Here is a 17,862-nt window from a genome sequence, read left to right as displayed (position 1 = left end):
GGCCATTCAGGCTGGCCTGTTCCCGCTCGCATCCTGTTTCCCCAGGGAAACAGCCCCACCGTTTCCCTGGGGAAACATCATCATCACCCCCCTACCCGGCCTTCCCACTTCTCCAATTCATTCATGGCATCGCCGCCGCGTTTCATGATCAGGAACCGCCCATGACCCGCGCCGCCAGCACCGCGATCAACGACCAATTCGAACTCTTCCTCCCCTATATTGCGGACATGCCCCTGCGCGACCAGCGCGAGATGATGGAGCGCCCCTTCTTCAGCCTCGCCAAGTCGAAGCGGGTGAAACCCATCGATTACACATCCCCCGACGGCAAGGCCTGGGTCCATGTCTCGGCCAATCCGGATTACGGCATGGCGACCATCTGGGACGCCGACATCCTGATCTATTGCGCTTCCGTCCTGGCGGACATGGCCCGCCGCGGTCTCAACGACATTCCGCGCAAGCTGCACCTCATGCCCTATGACCTGCTGCGCGCCATCCATCGCCCGACCACCGGCCGCGCCTATGAATTGCTGGGCCAGTCGCTCGACCGCCTCGTCTCCACCACGATCAAGACCAATATCCGCGCCGAAAACCGCCGCGAAGCGACCTTTAGCTGGCTCGACGGCTGGACCCAGCTCGTCGACGAACGCACCGAACGCTCGCGTGGCATGACCATCGAACTCAGCAACTGGTTCTATGAAGGCGTGCTGATGCAGGGCGGCGTGCTCAGCATCGACCGCGCTTATTTCGACCTGACCGGGGGCCGCGAACGCTGGCTCTACAAGGTTGCGCGCAAACATGCCGGCGGGGCAGGGGAGGGGGGGTTCGCCATCTCCATGCCGACCCTGTTCGAAAAATCCGGAGCAGAAGGCGCCTATCGCCGCTTCAAGTTCGAGATCGCCAAGATCGCCGAACGCGATCCCCTGCCGGGTTATACGGTGCAACTGGAACAGCCGGACGGCAAGCGCGAACCGTCGCTCCGCATGCGCCGCCGCACCCTGGCCGACCCGCTCCCCACCATGCAGACTACCCCGAAGACCGCGGAACCACGCGCTTCGACCACCCCCTCACGGCCCGTCCCATCCGCCCACGCTGCTGACAAGGAAGCCCTGGTCGACGCCGGCAACATGATCCGCCGTACCCTGGCCGGGCTTTCCGCCCGGGCAAGCGCCGGGGAAATCACGGACGCGACGCTGGCGACCCTGCGCGCCGAATATCCCGGCTGGGACTATCAGACCCTGCATCAGGAATTTCGCGACTGGCTGGGGGCCGATCCGGCCCGCACCCCGGTCAATTATCAGAAGGCGTTCATCGGCTTCGTCCGCCGTTTCGACGAAAAGAACCGGCATCGCCTCTAGAGCATTTCAAGTCAGGCGGCATCGCCCGACGGCTCGGAAAAATACGGAAATCAAGAGCAAGGCTCCGTTCCCGAAGTGTCGGGTCGAACAGCCCCGAAATCCTCAGCCGCCTTCCACCAAATCCGCCGCCCCAAATCCGCCGCGAGTTTTGAACCTCCTTCCGCCCGACCCTCCTCAATATGATTCAATCCCCCAACGCAAAGCGCCACGGCTCCGCTACCTTCGACACTATGGGAACGCTTCACGCTCCTTCAGGAACGCTTGCCCGACATTTCAGGAACGGTTCTGTCGACACTATGGGAACGGACATTCGACCTTATGGGAACGCCTTTCCCAACCCGACTCGTGCGAATGTGGCGATTCGCAAGGCATCGCACCGACCCGTAACTCTTTAACTCTACTAGAAACCTTATAACTCTCTGGGAGATTCCCGCTTTGAAGGATTCTGGACGGGGGCAGGAGGCCGGCTTCCTTTAAACCCCTTCCGTCAGGCTCTCGACCCGCGCCAGCAGTTTCGTCGCGCCCTGGTGGGAAATGCCCAGCAACCGGGCCACTGCCGCCTTGCCAAGCCCCGGATAGGCCAGCAACAGCCGCATCAGCAACGGCGCCTTGCTCCGCCGCGTCACCTGCAATTCGGCGGGCAGGCGCTTCAGCTTCGCCTCCAGCCGGTCCAGATCGGTCAATCCCTGCCCAGCCTGCCGCGCGACCATGGCGGCGATCCTTTCCGCCAGCAGGCCCGCATCGTCCGGCAGGAAGCGCGGCAGATCCACCAGCGAGGGCAAGCGGCGCAGGCTCAGCCCGGTCGCGGCGAACGCTCCGGGCAAATGGCAGGCGAGCAGCCAGCCCATGTCGAAGCGCCGCGGTTCGATGCGCCACTGGCGTCCATCCGCGGTGGTCACCAGCGGCCCTTCCGCGACCGGTGCGTCCAGGCTGGCCCTGGCGTCGATCAGCCGCTGGGCGATCGCCTGAAAGGAAGCGGTGGGGTAGGGGGCCTCGATCAGCATCCGCGCCATCCGCCAGGCGGGACCGAAGCGCACCAGATCCTCCGGCGCCCATAAATCCGCTTCCTTCCGGTCATCCAGCAGCGTCCGCGAAATGTTGAGCGTCGCCCGAACGATCGGGTCGTGGCCGTCCGTCGCGGACAGGGCGAAATGGAACAGGGCCGCGACCGACAGCGGATCGTTCAGCCCCTCGCTATGGCGGGGCGGCGGCGTCCGTCCGCAAATCCAGTTTTGCAGGTCCGCGACAAAAACCGGCACGCCCGCGAAGCTGGCCAATGCCGCCGCGCCCTTCAATCTTGCCCTGGCCAGCCAGATATCTGTCGCCGGGCTGTTGCAAAGCCGCCCGTCAAGCCGTCCAAGAAGGAGGAGGGCATGATCCGCGGAAGACGAAAAATCGCGCATTTCCAACATATAGCGCATATCGCCCTACAACCAAAGAGCAGGGTTGGTTGTATACACTATGAGGATAAGGGGAGGGGTAGGGGGCGAATTTCGACGGCCCGCCAGCCGACATGCTTATGCCATGAAAGGACGGCTCCCGCCAGCCTTCTGTTGAAAAGGACGATTGCCCCGGCCTGGGCTTCTCCGGCTGCCCGCCCGGCAAGGCAACTGTCCCGGCCAGACGGCCATTCCAAACTTCCGGCGCTGCGATGGAATAGAGCATGAGAACGGCATGGAGAGAACAAAAGTGGAATTGCCCTTATTTGGCTTCTGGAGGCTCGCCAGCCATTGACGACGGTCCCGGCATAGGACGACATCGGAGCAGCCGCTTTTGCCTCTCAGAGGAGGCTCTGAGGCTGCCTAAATTTTAGGCAATCTCGCTTGAATTTCCCCGTGTCGCCCCTATGCGACTTTGCGAACGAAGCATCCAACTCATCAGCCCATGCGACATTTGATGAATCCAACCCTGGCGGACCTATCCAGGTTCTTGCGCAAGCTCGATCATGCCGCACTTCGATCCATCAGGCGAAAGGCCGGGAGGGGAGCGCATCCAATGTTTATGAACGATCGCCGGTAAAATTATCAGTACTCGACCATCACCGTCATCCAGCAAGGCAATATAGCCATCGATCCCATCACCGGGAATTCAACCCGATCGAGCGCCATCAAATGATATCGCCATGGAGGAGGATATCATCTCCAGCGCATCATCGGCAGGACATGATCGGACCTCTAGAATCAACGAAGATTGCAGTGGGTGCCTTCTATCTGCCAAAGTAGTTCTAAAACGAGAAGTCGAAGGCCATGCCGTAGGTGAGCGGCGGAGCGGGACTCCATGGATAGCCGGCATAGCCATATTGCGATGCGGCACCGGCTACGATTTTCTTATCAAGAAGATTCCGGCCCCAGAAGCGGACGGCGAGATTGTCGCTCGCCTGCAGCTTGATCTGCGCGTTGACGAGATCGTAGGCCCCCTGCCGTAGGAATTCGTCCGGTTCGAAGGTGTAGCCGCTGTTGTGGAACCAGTCCGCCGTCAAGGTAATAGCGCCGACGCCGGTGTCGATCGTATAGTCTCCGCCCAGGTTGAAACTCCACTTCGCCGCGAAGGGAAGGCGGTTGCCTGATGCGTCGATCGGCGGGAGGACATCGGACCCGCCCAGCACGAAATTGGGTCGCCCGGCGGGAGCATTTGTATAGTCGGTATATTTGGCGTCGAGATAGGAAAGGCTCCCACGCAGATTAAGGCCCTGCGCTGCTCGGACCGTCAGGTCGGCTTCGGCGCCTTTGACCCTCGCTCCCCCCGCATTCGACAGAAATGTCGTGCCGTTGGTGATGAGCTGAACTTGGGGATTGTTGATATCGTACCAGAAGGCCGCAACGTTGAAGCGCGCCCGGCGATCGAAAAGTTCGGTCTTCAAGCCGATTTCATAGTCGTCCAGTTCCTCTGGATCGGTTGCCGGCGAAGAGTAGGTTAGGATGTTGTAGGCCCCTGACTTGAAGCCGTGCGAGTAGAGCGCATAGACCATGACGTCCGGCGTGACCTGATAGTCGACGGCCACCTTGTAGCTGGGCTTGTGGACCTTGCTGGTATCCGGCGGGACGACCACGACTCCTCCCTGTGATCCCTCGCCCGAGGTCTTGTCCCATGTATAGCGCAGTCCACCGGTGAATTTAAGTTCCGGAGTCACATTGTAGCTCGCCTGCGCATAGGCCGCGTAGGATTTGACGCGCGCCGCGGCTGGTGCGGTCAGCGGGGTATCTCCATAGAAGAGAGGGATGTCGAAGACCGTATCCGCGGTGTAGGAGGTCTTGCTGTTGAGATAGTAGAGGCCAAAAATCCAGTCGAACGCGGAGCCGCGCTTGCTAACGAGCTGCAGTTCCTGTGTGAAAAGGTTGACGCGCGAATAGGCGGGGACGAGGAATTCGATCGGTGCGGGCGGAGCGGGCGCCGGCACGTAATCGCCATAGCTGCTGTTTTGCGAGACGTGGGAATATCCCGAAATGCTCACCAGGGTCGCAATGCCGAGATTCTGCTCGATCTTCAGCGAGCCGCCATAGACCTTGAATTCGTCGCGCTGGTCGGGATCGCTGACCGACTCGTAGAAACCCAGCTTCCTGGCGTCTGGCGCGTTGTCGCCATACACGTTTCCCGCGCGCGGAACGCCGAGGCCCAGACCCAGAATCTGATCATAATAATAGTTCAGGCCGAGGCTCGACGTTCCCGGGAAAGCGGCCTTGTTGCCCGAGTTTTCCGACCACGAATAGAAGCCGCTGAGGAGAACCTTGGAATCTGCGCTCGGCTTGAACATCAGCTTGGAATTAATCAGCAGGCTGTCTTCGAAGGCGTAGCGGTTGTCGGTGATCGCGTTGAAACCATATCCGTCGCTTGTCTTGCCTGTCACGGACGCGGACATCGCCACTGTGTCGCTCAACCCTGATGACACATACATGCTTCCATCGACGGCATCGAAGCGACCATAGCCGATGCTCGCCTTAAGTTCGGGATTGAACGAGGGCTCGCGCGTGACCACATTGATGACGCCTCCGGTCGAATTTCGACCGAAAAGTGTGCCCTGCGGTCCCTTGAGAACCTCGACCCGCTCGACATTTGCAAGGTCGAAGAAGCTGGATGGAAGCCGCGAGAAATACACGCCATCAAGGTAGACGGCGACGCTCGATTCCACACCGGCGGTCGACGTGCTCGATCCGATCCCCCGGAGGAAGGGCTGCACAATGCCATTGAATTTCTGGACCGAAAGCCCGGGAACCTTGCCGCCGAGATCGGCTACCGTCTCGATGCCCTGACTGTTGAGCTGATCGGCGCTCAAGGCGGTGATCGCCAGAGGGACCTTCTGAAGATTCTCGGCGCGACGCTGCGCCGTCACGACGATATCGGTCGCCGCATGCTCAGCGTCTGCGCCCGTCAGATCCTGCGCGCTGCCTGCCGCTTGAGCCCAAGCCGGCGAAGTGAGTCCAATACTCAACGCCGAGATCGACAATGCGCAAATGCGCTGCGCTCTGGTTTTCATGTAACTCCCCTCCTGGTATGATATGCAAGAGCTATAAATATGCGATCGTCGCCGCATTTATTGGAATATGACGGCACACATCATCAATAGGTGACAATGATCATTGCCCGCACGTCATCAGTTCAGGGATTTCTTGTAATCCGCCTGAAATTAATATGAGCCGTGATCACAATTTAAAGGTTGACTGTTGGAAACCAATATGATGCGAACATCGCGCGCCTGCAATTGCAATGCGGTGAGTGTTCACATTGCGAACTGCAATTGCGCGCTGTGCGAAAGTGCGCCGGGTGTATGGATGTTTGGGCTTGGTCGTTCGATGATCAATGTCGTTGATGGCACAAGCATACTCAAATGGGGGGCACGAAAGAGTTCGCCGTTAGCGATCGCTTCCCTGATCAGCGGCACGACCGAACCGCCGGCTCCGGGCGTCGTGAAGAGGTGATCTGCGGCGCCCGGCGGCACTGGACGATTAGCTGGCTGCATGCCCACATCTATCCAGATTTTCGTTTCCTCATCGATATCCGCAACCTCACCGACGAGGAGACCTTCCGCCTTGCCGATCTCGAAAACCGGGCCCGGGATGATCTCACCGATCTCGAGCGCGCCCGCGACTATCTGCGCGCGCTCGATGCCTATTATGAAGGTCGGCAGAAGATTATGGCCGAGCGGATCAACGTGACCGAAAGCTGGCTCAGCCGCTATCTGGATCTTGCGCGGCTGCCCCCCAGCTGATGGCGGCCTTCGCGGTGCCGCAGGATTTGAGGATCAAACATGTGACAGCGATCAAGCCGCTGTTGAAGCCCGAGGAGCGGCGGCAGCGCGTTTTTGACGAAGCGACGCGGCTTGCAAAGCAGAAGGTTGATTCTACGGCGCCTATGGCGGTTCCTGATGTTATCCGCGCGCTCGCTCTCGCCGCTGATCCCCCCCAGAAGTCAGGATCCCCCAAGAAGTCAGGAAAGGCGGAAACCATCCTGTCGGAGGCGGGTAAGCCGCTGCTGAAGGTGGAGGCTGCGGATCGCAAGGGTCTCAAGCTTAGCTTGCTGCCACATGCCGGTGGGACCCGCGCTGAAGCAGAGACTGCGTTGAAAGCGCTGCTTGACCGGCATTGGGCGTAGGAAGAGTCGCGTCGCAACGAGAGGTAATCCGACATCCTGGCTGTCGAACAGTCAGATAAACGCCTTCTTCTCGTAGACAGTGATGATCGCGCGGCCATCCCAGACGTAGCACAGGTGACGCTCCTGTCGGCAGTTGGCGAGCAGGCGAGGGCGGAACACCGCAGCGCATTCGCCGCCGGCGTGGCGCACGCTTTGGTATACGATGCCATCCGAGCCTTGCTCACGGAGATCCCGGGCGAGCACCTGACCGGCCGCATAGCTGTCTGCGGCGTAGAGGGCAGGGCGTTCATCGCGCAGGTCGCGAATGTCGTGCAGCATGGCATCCAGGTCGACCGCATAGACACGCATATCGAGTTCCTGGGCCGGTTCATGGGTATATGCCATGAAGCGGGTTCGGTGATGGCTCGTCTCAGCGACGGCGGTCTCGATCGTCCTGGCTGCGTAGAACACCCCGAAGCTGCCGTCACAGAACCGGCTGCCATCGGGATTGAGGTGGGTGAACGCCGCCATGATTGCCGTCGTGCCGGATCCCGAGACCCGGTCATCCGGCGGGACGAGTGCGAGATCGCCGACTTCGTCGCGGAGCCGGTCGTTGGTCATCGCCTCTATCGCATAGACTGCTTCCAAATCGGCCGGGTCTGCGACGTCTTCAAACAGCGATATGGGCGGAAAGCGGCTTGCGACGATCCGGTAGCACGGTTGCCACCGCACCTGAGTCATCGCAATGGCATCCATCAGCCGCGCTGTGCGTCGATATATTGGCGCACCACGTAGAGATCGGCGACATTGCCCGAGGCCATCCGTTCGATCGCCGGACGTCCAGCGAACAGCGGTGCCTCGTTGGGCTTACGAACCCATTCGTCAGCCGAGCGAGGCAGGAGGATTTTCAGCCCCTTGTATATCCCCATGACATAGGAAATTCGCTCGAGCGCGTCCTTGGGGATGGCCGCAACTGCGCCGCGCTTCCAGGTTTGGAATGTCGAACGGTTGTCGAGCCCGAGCAGCTTCATTTGCTCGGCTTCCTTGAGGCCCCATGCGTCGGCGATGCGGAAGAATGTGCGCAGCGCCGGACCCGTCAGATCCTTACGGCTGGGCGCCTTGGCGCGAATGGGTCTTTCCCGGCGGGCAGAATGGGCAGCTGTGGCCATCGGCCATCTCCTTCTACTCATTCATATGTACTATATCTGTACGAAAGTCAACGATTGGATCATTTTCTATACGGAATATCGATGCGAGACTTCGTCAGTGTTGGCGAGAACTGCCGCTGAGCAGCCGGTCGATATCGGCCATCGCTGCATCAAATTCGGCCATTGCCGCACGGGGGATGGCGGGAGCCTGGTCCAGGGACGGCGAGAGCCGATCTCTGCGGGGTTCGTCGGCGACCAGCAAAACCTTGCCCTTGACCGTCTTCCGCTGCGCCAAACCTGTTGCCTCGAGGGCGTCGCTAATCGCATAAGTGCCGCGCCGACTGACGCCGAACGCCAAGCCGATTTGATTGAGTCCGAGCGGCGCGAACGCGGAGAGGAAGGTCCATACCTGCGGTGCCCGCACGCTCGAGCGCAGGTGCCCCAACTGCTCGCCCATCAGCGCCGCTCGCCTCCGTGCGTCGGCGACCAGCTCACAAAGCCGCATAGCGCTGGCATGGAGGCTGCGCGCGGCCAGCAGCGCCCGTTCGCCCGGCCAGAGCTGCGGCTGAAGGGCCTCAGCGGTCACCGCGCCCGGGCAGGGTAGGGCGCGGGCCCAAGTCCCGCTTGCGCTCAGCAGGCGACCCAGTGCCGTGCCGACGGCCCAGAGCGGAGTGCGTGGGGCGGTCTGCTCGATTGCCACCTCACGATCCCCGAGCGAAAAGCTCTTCACCGCGCGTTCCACCGGCGCGAATAGCGGATCGGCACACAGAAGGGCGTTGAGACGGGCCAGACCGGCGAAGGGTAGGGCGGTATCGTCGTTGATGCCTGCCTGCTGCGCCGGATCAGCCGCCTTCGTTAGGGCCTCTTGCGCGCCAGATTGGGTGATTTGACAGCAGACGATCTCGCGCGCCTGCTCAAGGGGATCAGCGCCCATTCGACGCGGGTGGGACTCAACCAGGACCTGTTCGCCAGCGGCGAGGACCTCGCCGGGATCATGGACGCGCTGCGCATGAAACGGTCCTTCCAACAATGAGGTTCACTCCTGCGCCGCGCGTGCCAGCGCGTCGAGCGTATGGCTAAGGTCATCCATGTCCCGGTCAGTGAGCTGACAAGCGGACTTGATCTTGCCCGTCACGGCCCGAACTTCCGCTTCCAGTCCGCGTCCCTTAGGGGTGAGGTCGACCAGCACCCGGCGCTCGTCATCCGCGTCGCGCGTCCGCGTGACGATGCCGGCAGCCTGGAGGCGCTTCACCAGCGGCGTGATCGTTCCTGTATCCATATCGGTGCGAGCGCCGAGCGCGCCGACGGAGCATGGTGTATCATCCAGCAAAGCGAGGACCACCAGATATTGCGGGAATGTGAGGCCGAGGGGCGCGAGAAACGGCTTGTGCAACCGGATCATCCGGTTGGCCGCCCCGTACAGCGAAAACGACAGATGCCTTCCGGCTTTACGACGGTTTCTTTCGGCGTCCATGCGGAACCCCTAGCGCACATTCATCTTGCGCGCTAGGTAAAATGCAATTGCGTTGATTCGCTTCCCCTTGTTCGACAGGAAATCTGCAAGATGCCCCAATCCCCGCTGTTCCATGACGTTGTGCGTGACCGTCATTCCGTTCGCCGCTTTTTGCCGACTCCGGTTTCCGATGCGGTGATCCGCCGGGTGGTCGAGGATGCCCAGCACGCCCCGTCAAACTGCAATACCCAGCCCTGGCAGGTTCACATCGTATCTGGCGGCGCGCGAGATACCCTCAGCCAGGCCCTGCTCGCCGCCGACGAAGCGGGGCGGTGGACGCCCGATTTCAGCTTCGCGACGGCTGACTTTCACGGCATCTATAGTGAGCGATCCAGAGCGCAGGGAGCTGCCTATTACCAGGCAATCGGCGTGTCGCGAGACGCCTTCGATGAGCGCCGTACCGCCTCGCTGTTCAACCTGGAATTCTTCGGCGCGCCGCATGTCGCCCTTCTTTTCATGCCGGCGTTTGGCGACTCCGTTCGCGTCGCTGGCGACATCGGCATGTATGCGCAGACGTTCCTGTTGTCGCTCACCGCGCATGGCCTTGGCGGAATTCCCCAGACCATGCTCGGCTTCTACGCCGAGACGATCCGGGAGTCGCTTGGGATCGATCCGTCTTTGAAGATGCTGTTCGGCATTTCCTTTGGTTATCCCGATGAGTCATCTGACGCCAACAGCTATCGGATCGGCAAGGCGCCGCTCGAAGAGAGCGTCACTTTCCACGGGTAGTAACGCCCCATTGACGTTTGGAGGAAGCAGTGCCGGCCCTCTTCTCCGGTTTCTTATGAGATATTGTCGTCCTTGCTGAGGTCGTTCGCTGCGGCGTGCCATCTCGTTGCACAAAAGGGATATATGCGATGACGCTTGAAGAGAAAGTCCAGTATCTGCTCGACCGTAGCGAGAGCGAGGAGCGCATCGCCATCTACGGCCTTGGGAAGTATTATCATAAACCGGGCTTTGACCCCTGACAGCGCTGCTACTCGCGGCGGCGCCCGTCCTGCGAATGTTCGATGTCGTGCCGCGTCTTGACCCCAATGATATCCGAAACACAATATCGGACGGGTCAAACTCTCAGTGGCAATCAACAACCTGTTTAAATCCGCCCTTGTGGAATATGAGCGGCGAACGCGATTGATCGGCCGCTAGGGCATGGACCTGGCCGACCGTTATGAGATGATCGCCCGCCTCGTGAACCGCGACGAGAGTGCAATCGATCCAGGCCTGCGCGCCGTTAATCATTAGTAAGCCCGACTCGCTGATTTCATGGGGAACATCCGCAAACCTATTTGCAGCTTTCGATGATATCGCCCGACACACATCCCGCTGATCGCTGGCAAGAACGTTCACGCAAAAGCGCCCCGCGCTTTCGATCTTCGGCCAGCTGGTGGAGGTACGACTGGGAAAAAATGCCACGAGCGGAGGATCGAGCGACACTGAAGTGAAGGAACCAACAATCATGCCGACTTGCATGCCCGCATCCATGGCCGTGATTGCACACACCCCGGTTGGATAGTGTCCCAGCACATTGCGGAAGTCGGTGGAATCGAATTGATTGGTCATCATTGGCTCGCGCTTTCATCAAACAGGACAGCCATGGCGATTGGCCGGCCTTTGGAGTCCAAGGCGCCCACGCAGCGTGCCATCGTCGTCATATTCGCTCCGGAAGCGACCGCGCTTGCGCAGCTCGGGAACCACGAGCTCGCAAAAGTCCTCAAAGTCCTCCGGCACGCCGTGAAGCAGCAAGAGAAACCCGTCACAGCACCCTCCCGCGACTTCCAGCTCCATGTAGTCGGCGATGTCCTCGGCGCTGCCGACCACGGTTCCCGGTCCGCGATAGCCTCTCAGGAGCTCTGCGATCGTCGGAACCGATCCGTCGGCGTTGCGATAGGAAAGAACCGCGTTGCGGAACCCTTCGATGCCTCCACTCAGTTCAAGGTCCGTGATGAGCGTGTCGGGCGAGAACTCGGCCAGGTCCACGCCTCCGAGCATCAGCTCAATCGGCTGGCGCAGCAGTTCCTCGGGCAGCTTCGACTGCAACCAGCGCCATTTTTCCTCGGCTTCTTCCCGGGTTTTACCGACAATCGGCGTCAGTTGGGCGAGCACGATGATTTCGCCTGGTTTACGACCAGCATTGCCCGCAATCTCCCTTACTTCGGCGCAATAGGCGGCCGCGGCAGTTCCAGACAGGGGGGTGAAGAGCAACTCGCCGATGGAGCCGGCAAGCTGCTTGCCCGGCCCGGAACCCCCGGCCTGTGCGATCACCGGATACCCTTGCACCGGGCGCGCCACGTTCAGTGGACCGGTAATATCGAAGTGCTTGCCGTGGTGGTCGAGCTTGTGCAGCTTGCCGGCATCGAAGAAGACTCCGCTCTCGCGATCATTGATGACCGCGTCGTCCTCCCAACTGTCCCACAGCCCCTTGACGACATCGACATATTCGGCTGCCCGTTCATAGCGGCTTACGGGGTCGGCCAAAGGCTTGCTCGAAAAGTTCCTCTGGTCCCCGGGCGTCCCTGACGTCACCACGTTCCAGGCGACGCGGCCGGCGCTGATGTGGTCCAGCGTCGCAAATTGACGGGCCATCGCATAGGGCGCCACGAACTCGGTGAAGGCTGTCGCGACGATGCCGACCTTGCTGGTCTGAGCAGCTATCGCGGTGGAGATGACCAGCGCATCCCATGAGCCCATGCGGGCCGTGTTGGGGCGCAGATGTTCCGGAACCGGAATGAGTGAATACTGGTCGCCGAAAAATATGGCATCGAATTTTGCACGCTCCGCCGCGCGGGCGAGATCGATCCAAAGGTACGGGTCCCAGGAACGGCTGGCCTGCGAAGCCGGCCGACGCCACGATGCAAGATGCCACCCGCCGATGTGTGGCATTACTGCCAAGGGAATGTGGGTCATACCATCCTCTCTGCAATTGATGGCAATCCAGCAGGATGTCCGGAACTGACGTCGGGGATCTCCCGATCGGAAGGACGTGGCAACTGGTGTCGCAGAACTCCGCCCCCTTGAATCAGCCGAAAACAACCTTTGTTGCGGGAATGCCTGTTTGGTCTTATCTTGCGTTTCCCTCCATACATCTTTTCGCGCGCCTCCTAGTTGTGGAGATGCGTCAAACTTTTGTTGCTTCACGTCAAACGAGCGAATGGCTCACCGTGAGCAGGAGAGTCGCGCCTGCTTAAAGAATCGCCGCCTTGTTCACATTTCGTTTACGACCGGCAACGAGACCGCGACCTTGCGCGGCCGTCTGCCATGAGATAGCATGCGCTATAAGCTACCGCTGGTCGCCGTTATCTTGGCTTTTCGTGGAAGCATCTAGGCTACACAGCGGGCAGATCGAGGTTCCTCGTCGGTGACAAGCGCAGCGGAGAACGGAGAGGCAGCATCGTCCGAATATCCTCAACTGCGCGATGTCGATTGTGCGCATTACTGGTTGGAGGTCCCGGCGATCAGCGTGGGGATTCTCAGTGCGGCCTTGCGCCGCAAGGGACGTGATCCCGTCGCGATCCTCAAGAGCGTCGGCATTTCGCCAGAGGTGATGTACCAGCCGGGACGACGGGTAGGATGGGCGCAGGAAATGGCCCTCCAGGCCAAGTTCGCGGCCCTAACCGATGGCGATTTTCAGGCATGGGTGGAGGTAGGGCGGCAGTATTCCTTCCCTGCATTCGAGGCCTTCGGTCTAGCAATGGTGGTCTCACCCACCTTGCGGCATTTCAGAGACACGATTGTGGACCTCAAAGCCAAATACACCGGCGCTATGGCATTTCCGCTACCCGACGCCGATGGCTGGACCGGCATGGAATTCATCTTCCCTGCAAACAGCGCCATAACGGCGCAGCTGTCGCGTTTCAGCGTCATTCGTGATCTGGTTGCGGCGGTCACGATGCTGGAAAGCCTCTGGCAAGGGCCCTTTCCGATGAAATGCATTGGGATTCCTTTTGCAATGGTTCCGCCCGGCCTTGCATCTGCCCTTTCCTATCGTCTTGAATCCAGTATCGACCGAACTCGGCTCGTCTGGTCTTCGAATTTGATGGACGTGAGGCTCCCACGGGGAAACGAAGGTCTGTTCCAGTTATATCTCGACCAGGCCAGCCGATCGGACTCCTGGGTCCGCGCCCCTTCCGAGATCGATCACCAGACGCTGACCCTGCTCAAGCAGCCGGGCAACTGCGGACTGGAAATAAGGGAGGTAGCAGCAAAGTTAGGATTGTCACCGCGAACCCTTCAACGCCGCCTGAGCGGCAGAAACGCCTCGTTTCAGGAACTTCGCGAAGCAGCTCGACAGCATGAATCGAAGCGGCTGTTGACCGACACCGATCTTCCGATCTCAATAATTGCCGACCGCGTGGGCTACTTTGAGGTAGCCAGCTTCAGCAATGCCTTTCGTCGCTGGAACGGCGAAAGCCCTACTTCTTTCCGGGAGCATCACACGTCTGACCGCTGAATATGCTGGATTGTCGCAGCTGGCCGCCAAATATTCAATTGCGTGCGGTTCGTTGTCATGTGTGGAACGTCACGCTTTCTTCCAAGGGCGCCTTCGGGATGCGATAGTCGTTCGCGGGATGCGACCGATCGACGTAACCGAACGAGATTCCGAACAGCATCTTCAAGTCTTGGCCCACTTGGAGCGTCTCTCGGATCGTCTGGGCGAAGAAGCCCAGCATGGTCTGCGGGATCCCACCCAGGCCCCCAGATCACCTGCAGTCCGCACACAATCGCCCATCTTCGGCATGAACAGCATGGCGACGTGGGGCGCGTCGAAGAACTTCAGATTGCGCTGGGAAGCGATGCGGCGATCCATGAGCGCGTCCCGGGCGACGCCGATCGCCTGATAATATGCAGCACCCTGCGCCTGCGACCTTTCGCTGTAGATACCATGATAATCATCAAGCGAGAAACTGAAATCAGGCGTGAAGTTGCCCGCATCATCGGCGGCAATAAGTGCGGCGCTCAGCTCGTCGCGCGCCTTGCCTGAGACGATATGGACTTGCCATGGTTGCGTATTGCAATTTGATGGGGCTAGCCGGGCGTCGTCGAGCACCGCGCGCATCTTAGCATCCGGAACAGCGTCGGGCAGAAATGCGCCCGTACGACTTCGCTGAATAGCCTGTCACTCGTCACTCAGCAATCCTCAGATAGCGTACATCAGGCCTGCTGGTCGATGGCTTCGACAAAGCAGAAGTAAAAGGTGGTATCTTTCTTCTAGAGCGGTTTTCGATCTGATTGAATCAGATCGACCGCTCTATTCCTTTGTTTTACCGCGATTTCTTAAACGTCAGATGATGCCATCTGACTGGAAATCGCTCTAGACTATTAACGACGGCCGTAGCGTGACAGGAGTTCGCGACCTTGCGTCTCTCCATTGTCCCAGAAATCAAGCGATGACGCCTCTAGCATTCCAGCGCCACAGATGCGGTCGAAATTATCTCGAATATCCTCCAGCGTCGGAGCGTCGCTGGCAAAACCCGGTGTCTCCCCCACGCCGATCATGGTCGTCGTACCGGCAATCGAGGTGAAAGATGCACCACTGACCGGACAATTTTCATGGCAGAGCCACGCCACGATGGGCGCGACGAGCGCCGGGCCGAAGCTGCGCCGCAATTCCTCGCTGACGTCGTTACCCAATCGCTCTTCTCCGGGACGGGTGAGCGCGCCAGGCGCGATAAGATTGACGCGGATATCGGCATCGCCGGCTTCATGCGCGAGGCAGCGGGTCAATCCGTGTACAGCACCTTTTGCGACCCCATATTCGATCCGCCCCGCCGAGCCGTAATAGCCTACGCTGGAGCCGGTATTGACGATTCTGCCGTAATTCTGGCGTTTGAAATGTGGCCATGCTGCCTGGATGAGATCGATCGCGCCCAGAACATGCACACTGAAGAACCGGTTGAAGCTGGCGTGCGTGGCTTCTTCGAACGGATGGAGCGGCAGGAAATTGCCCGCATTGTTGACAATGATGTCGATGCGCCCGAACGCATCAATCGCCTGACTGATAATTGACTGGGCCGCGTTGACAGTTCCCACCGCGTCGAAATTCGCGATGGCTTCGCCTCCTGCCGCGACAATGGCATCCGCCGCTTCCTGAGCAGGCCGCGTATCGCCCCCTTCACCTGCAAGATTGCCGCCCGGGTCGTTGACAATCACTTTCGCGCCGCGCGAAGCAAGCAGTTCGGCGTAGGCTCGCCCCAAACCCCTTGCTGCGCCCGTGACCACGGCCACGCGTCCGTCGAATCGAAGTTCAGTCATTCTCGATTACCTCAGTCTGCATCTCGGGCTCGTTCCATTGCCTCTGCGCCGGCGATCCCGGACCTGATGTGTCGCTGGTCTCGCTCATTTCCCGGCGGGACGACTCAGTCGGCCAAAGCCGGAGAGTTCGAAGGCGGTGGGGCAAGAACCTTGGCTAGTATCTCGCGAGCCTCGGGATTCCCGTCGAGCAACCGGTTCTTCCGATTAGCGATTTTCCAGCCCGCTCCGATACGAAGGAATTCCCAGCGTGACGAACTCAGCCGAGCAGCTTTGAAATGTCCGTTCTCGTGCATGAACAGGAATGCGTAGTGCGTGGCCGATGCGCGATCGCCGTCCACCACGATGTGCGGGTTCGTCGATACATGCGCACATCCCTGCGCCATCAGATCATCGAAGAACGGACCGTCGAACATTTGGAGGACGTCAGCGCCTTCAAGATTTCCATAGCCGCCGACGTCATACGTTCCGTCCGAGGTCCACAAGCTACGAAGCAGATCGAGCGATCGGGAATCCGCAGCCGGTCCATAAGCTGCGATGAGCTGCTGTATCGCGAGTAGATCCTCGACTTTCTGCAACCGCTCCTCAAGCGAAGGTGTGCTCTCTGGCATCAGATGATATCCAATTCTTTGGGCATTAGAATGACTGGAAGCTATCAGGATGCAATCGTGCGATACTGAATGGCGGGGTGGCTGGCTTCGAGCTTGGACCCTCGCCCCGGGTACAACTTTTCGCGGAACGTTCCTTCGCGATATTCGCGCTGCATCAGTCCGCGGTCCTTCAGTACGGGCGCGACGAAATCGACGAAATCGCGATAGGTGCCCGGCAGGTCCATATACATAATGTTGATGCCGTTCACTCCGACTTCCCGGTAGTCCTGAATTCGATCGGCAATCGTCTCGGGTGTTCCGACGACGCGCCAGCGTTTGGTGGAGAAACGCAGCAGGTCGCGAAGGCGGGGCGTCGTACCCTCGGGGGCGGCGTCGAGAGCCAGCTGGATACCCCCGCGCATGCCGGGTATTTTTTCAAGTAGGTCCACAAGAGGGGTGTCCGGATCCATTTCGCGGACGTCGAGCCCCGTGCCGCCGCCCATGATCGTCATCTGTGCCTCGTCGCTCATCCATTCTTCAAGTTCAGCTTCCTTGCGACGAGCCTCCTCTTCGGTCGAACCCACCACAAACGTCAATCCCTCGATGAAAAGTATGTCGTCGTCGTTCCGACCGGCCTCGCACGCCAGTTTCTTGATCTCCGCGATCTTCCTTGCGGAAGCCTCCGGAGCGCCCGAAATGAGGAAGGCGCCTTCTGCGTGCTTGGCCGCGAAAGCCAATCCGGCAGTCGACGCACCTGCCTGGAATAAAACCGGCGTACGCTGCGGGGATGGCTCCACGAGGTGCGGCCCCTCCACGCTGTAGCGTTCCCCCTTATGATGGATCTTGTGGATTTTCGAAGCGTCCGCGTAAACGCCGGTGGCGGCGTCCTTGACGATTGCGCCGTCTTCCCACGACCCTTCCCATAGCTTGTAGACGACCTCGATATATTCCTCCGCCCAGCGATACCGCTCGTCGTGATCGACGATCGACGGCAGTCCCATGCTGCGCGACCCGTTGTCGGAGGCGCTCGTCACAACATTCCAGCCCACGCGGCCCTTCGTAAGGTGGTCGAGGGTCGATATCGCACGAGCGAATGCGAACGGATGCGCCTGAAGGACCGAGTTGGTGTAAACGAATCCGAGGTTTTTGGTTGCATACGCCATCGCCGAGATCAGCATGCTGGGATCGCTGATCGGAAACTGGATGGCATGGCGTGCGATGGTTTCCAGCGGACCGGCGTAGAGCCCGAAGACATCGGCAAAGAACAGGCCGTCAATTTTCGCTGATTCGGCTAACTTCGCAAGCTCGACCCACATGTCCAAGTTGTTGTAGTCTACGGACTCGCATCCTGGTTTGCGCCATGTGCCATGGGTAATGTGCGAGGGCGTGTTCATGACGAAAAAGTTGAAAATCATCGGCCTGTCCATAACCGTATCCTCTACACT

At 59.9% G+C, this 17,862-nt stretch carries 15 protein-coding genes and 2 pseudogenes; 5 read left to right on the top strand and 12 right to left on the bottom strand.

The features are described 5' to 3' along the window. Nucleotides 1–161 precede the first annotated feature (161 nt). Nucleotides 162–1,355, top strand: coding sequence for a replication initiator protein A (locus NUH86_RS21305; RefSeq protein WP_267252475.1), 1,194 nt, complete (start codon nt 162–164; stop codon nt 1,353–1,355). A gap of 473 nt (nt 1,356–1,828) precedes the next feature. Here the strand turns inward: NUH86_RS21305 and NUH86_RS21300 are convergent, their stop codons facing one another. Together NUH86_RS21300 and NUH86_RS21295 are read right to left on the bottom strand one after the other, a co-directional pair. Continuing rightward, nucleotides 1,829–2,758: a hypothetical protein gene (locus NUH86_RS21300; RefSeq protein ID WP_267253022.1), complete on the bottom strand. Its 930-nt coding sequence runs from the start codon at nt 2,756–2,758 to the stop codon at nt 1,829–1,831. 821 nt (nt 2,759–3,579) lie between these two features. After that, the gene (locus NUH86_RS21295) at nt 3,580–5,883 is read right to left on the bottom strand and encodes a TonB-dependent receptor (protein ID WP_267252474.1); all 2,304 of its coding nucleotides are present in this window, start codon (nt 5,881–5,883) and stop codon (nt 3,580–3,582) included. A gap of 378 nt (nt 5,884–6,261) precedes the next feature. Here NUH86_RS21295 and NUH86_RS21290 point away from each other — a divergent pair. Further along, nucleotides 6,262–6,941, top strand: a pseudogene (locus NUH86_RS21290) (ParB/RepB/Spo0J family partition protein); the annotation flags it as partial. A 51-nt stretch (nt 6,942–6,992) separates the two neighbouring features. On the opposite strand, the gene NUH86_RS21285 reads toward NUH86_RS21290, so the two are convergent. From NUH86_RS21285 to NUH86_RS21275, 3 genes are all read right to left on the bottom strand, one after another. Continuing rightward, a complete protein-coding gene (locus tag NUH86_RS21285) occupies nt 6,993–7,676 on the bottom strand; it encodes an RES family NAD+ phosphorylase (RefSeq protein ID WP_267252473.1) in 684 nt (227 codons plus the stop codon). Beyond that, nucleotides 7,676–8,089, bottom strand: coding sequence for an antitoxin Xre-like helix-turn-helix domain-containing protein (locus tag NUH86_RS21280; protein WP_267252472.1), 414 nt, complete (start codon nt 8,087–8,089; stop codon nt 7,676–7,678). The genes NUH86_RS21285 and NUH86_RS21280 overlap by 1 nt, the downstream gene beginning before the upstream one ends. A gap of 94 nt (nt 8,090–8,183) precedes the next feature. Then, nucleotides 8,184–8,798 (bottom strand): hypothetical protein, encoded by a 615-nt coding sequence (locus NUH86_RS21275; protein ID WP_267252471.1) that lies wholly within the window; start codon nt 8,796–8,798, stop codon nt 8,184–8,186. A 138-nt stretch (nt 8,799–8,936) separates the two neighbouring features. Between NUH86_RS21275 and NUH86_RS21270 the strand changes: the two are divergent. Beyond that, a pseudogene (locus tag NUH86_RS21270) lies at nt 8,937–9,083 on the top strand (integrase); the annotation flags it as partial. A 21-nt stretch (nt 9,084–9,104) separates the two neighbouring features. Here the strand turns inward: NUH86_RS21270 and NUH86_RS21265 are convergent. After that, nucleotides 9,105–9,542: a MarR family winged helix-turn-helix transcriptional regulator gene (locus NUH86_RS21265; protein ID WP_267250378.1), complete on the bottom strand. Its 438-nt coding sequence runs from the start codon at nt 9,540–9,542 to the stop codon at nt 9,105–9,107. 90 nt (nt 9,543–9,632) lie between these two features. On the opposite strand from NUH86_RS21265, the gene NUH86_RS21260 reads away from it, so the two are divergent. Then, on the top strand, nt 9,633–10,310 hold the full coding sequence (locus tag NUH86_RS21260) for a nitroreductase (RefSeq protein WP_267252470.1): 678 nt from the start codon (nt 9,633–9,635) through the stop codon (nt 10,308–10,310). 342 nt (nt 10,311–10,652) lie between these two features. Here NUH86_RS21260 and NUH86_RS21255 read toward each other — a convergent pair whose 3' ends face one another. After that, nucleotides 10,653–11,141, bottom strand: a complete 489-nt coding sequence (locus NUH86_RS21255; RefSeq protein ID WP_267253021.1) for a flavin reductase family protein — start codon at nt 11,139–11,141, stop codon at nt 10,653–10,655. Between the two features lie 18 nt (nt 11,142–11,159). Beyond that, nucleotides 11,160–12,485, bottom strand: a complete 1,326-nt coding sequence (locus tag NUH86_RS21250) for an NtaA/DmoA family FMN-dependent monooxygenase (RefSeq protein ID WP_267252469.1) — start codon at nt 12,483–12,485, stop codon at nt 11,160–11,162. A 451-nt stretch (nt 12,486–12,936) separates the two neighbouring features. Between NUH86_RS21250 and NUH86_RS21245 the strand changes: the two genes are divergently transcribed. Continuing rightward, nucleotides 12,937–14,028: a helix-turn-helix domain-containing protein gene (locus tag NUH86_RS21245; protein WP_267252468.1), complete on the top strand. Its 1,092-nt coding sequence runs from the start codon at nt 12,937–12,939 to the stop codon at nt 14,026–14,028. Nucleotides 14,029–14,190: 162 nt separating this feature from the next. Here the strand turns inward: NUH86_RS21245 and NUH86_RS21240 are convergent, their stop codons facing one another. The 4 genes from NUH86_RS21240 to NUH86_RS21225 all read right to left on the bottom strand — a co-directional run bounded on the left by NUH86_RS21240 (nt 14,191) and on the right by NUH86_RS21225 (nt 17,844). Then, a complete protein-coding gene (locus NUH86_RS21240; protein ID WP_267252467.1) occupies nt 14,191–14,634 on the bottom strand; it encodes a nitroreductase family protein in 444 nt (147 codons plus the stop codon). 263 nt (nt 14,635–14,897) lie between these two features. Further along, nucleotides 14,898–15,830 carry an SDR family NAD(P)-dependent oxidoreductase gene (locus tag NUH86_RS21235; protein ID WP_267252466.1) on the bottom strand — a complete coding sequence of 311 codons (933 nt, stop codon included), beginning with the start codon at nt 15,828–15,830 and terminating at the stop codon, nt 14,898–14,900. 104 nt (nt 15,831–15,934) lie between these two features. Beyond that, a complete protein-coding gene (locus NUH86_RS21230; protein WP_267252465.1) occupies nt 15,935–16,438 on the bottom strand; it encodes a nuclear transport factor 2 family protein in 504 nt (167 codons plus the stop codon). Nucleotides 16,439–16,482: 44 nt separating this feature from the next. Further along, nucleotides 16,483–17,844, bottom strand: a complete 1,362-nt coding sequence (locus NUH86_RS21225; protein ID WP_267252464.1) for an NtaA/DmoA family FMN-dependent monooxygenase — start codon at nt 17,842–17,844, stop codon at nt 16,483–16,485. Nucleotides 17,845–17,862: the final 18 nt, after the last annotated feature.

The sequence above is a fragment of the Sphingobium sp. JS3065 genome (assembly GCF_026427355.1).
Lineage (GTDB): Bacteria > Pseudomonadota > Alphaproteobacteria > Sphingomonadales > Sphingomonadaceae > Sphingobium.
This window is presented reverse-complemented; position numbering and strand designations above follow the sequence as displayed.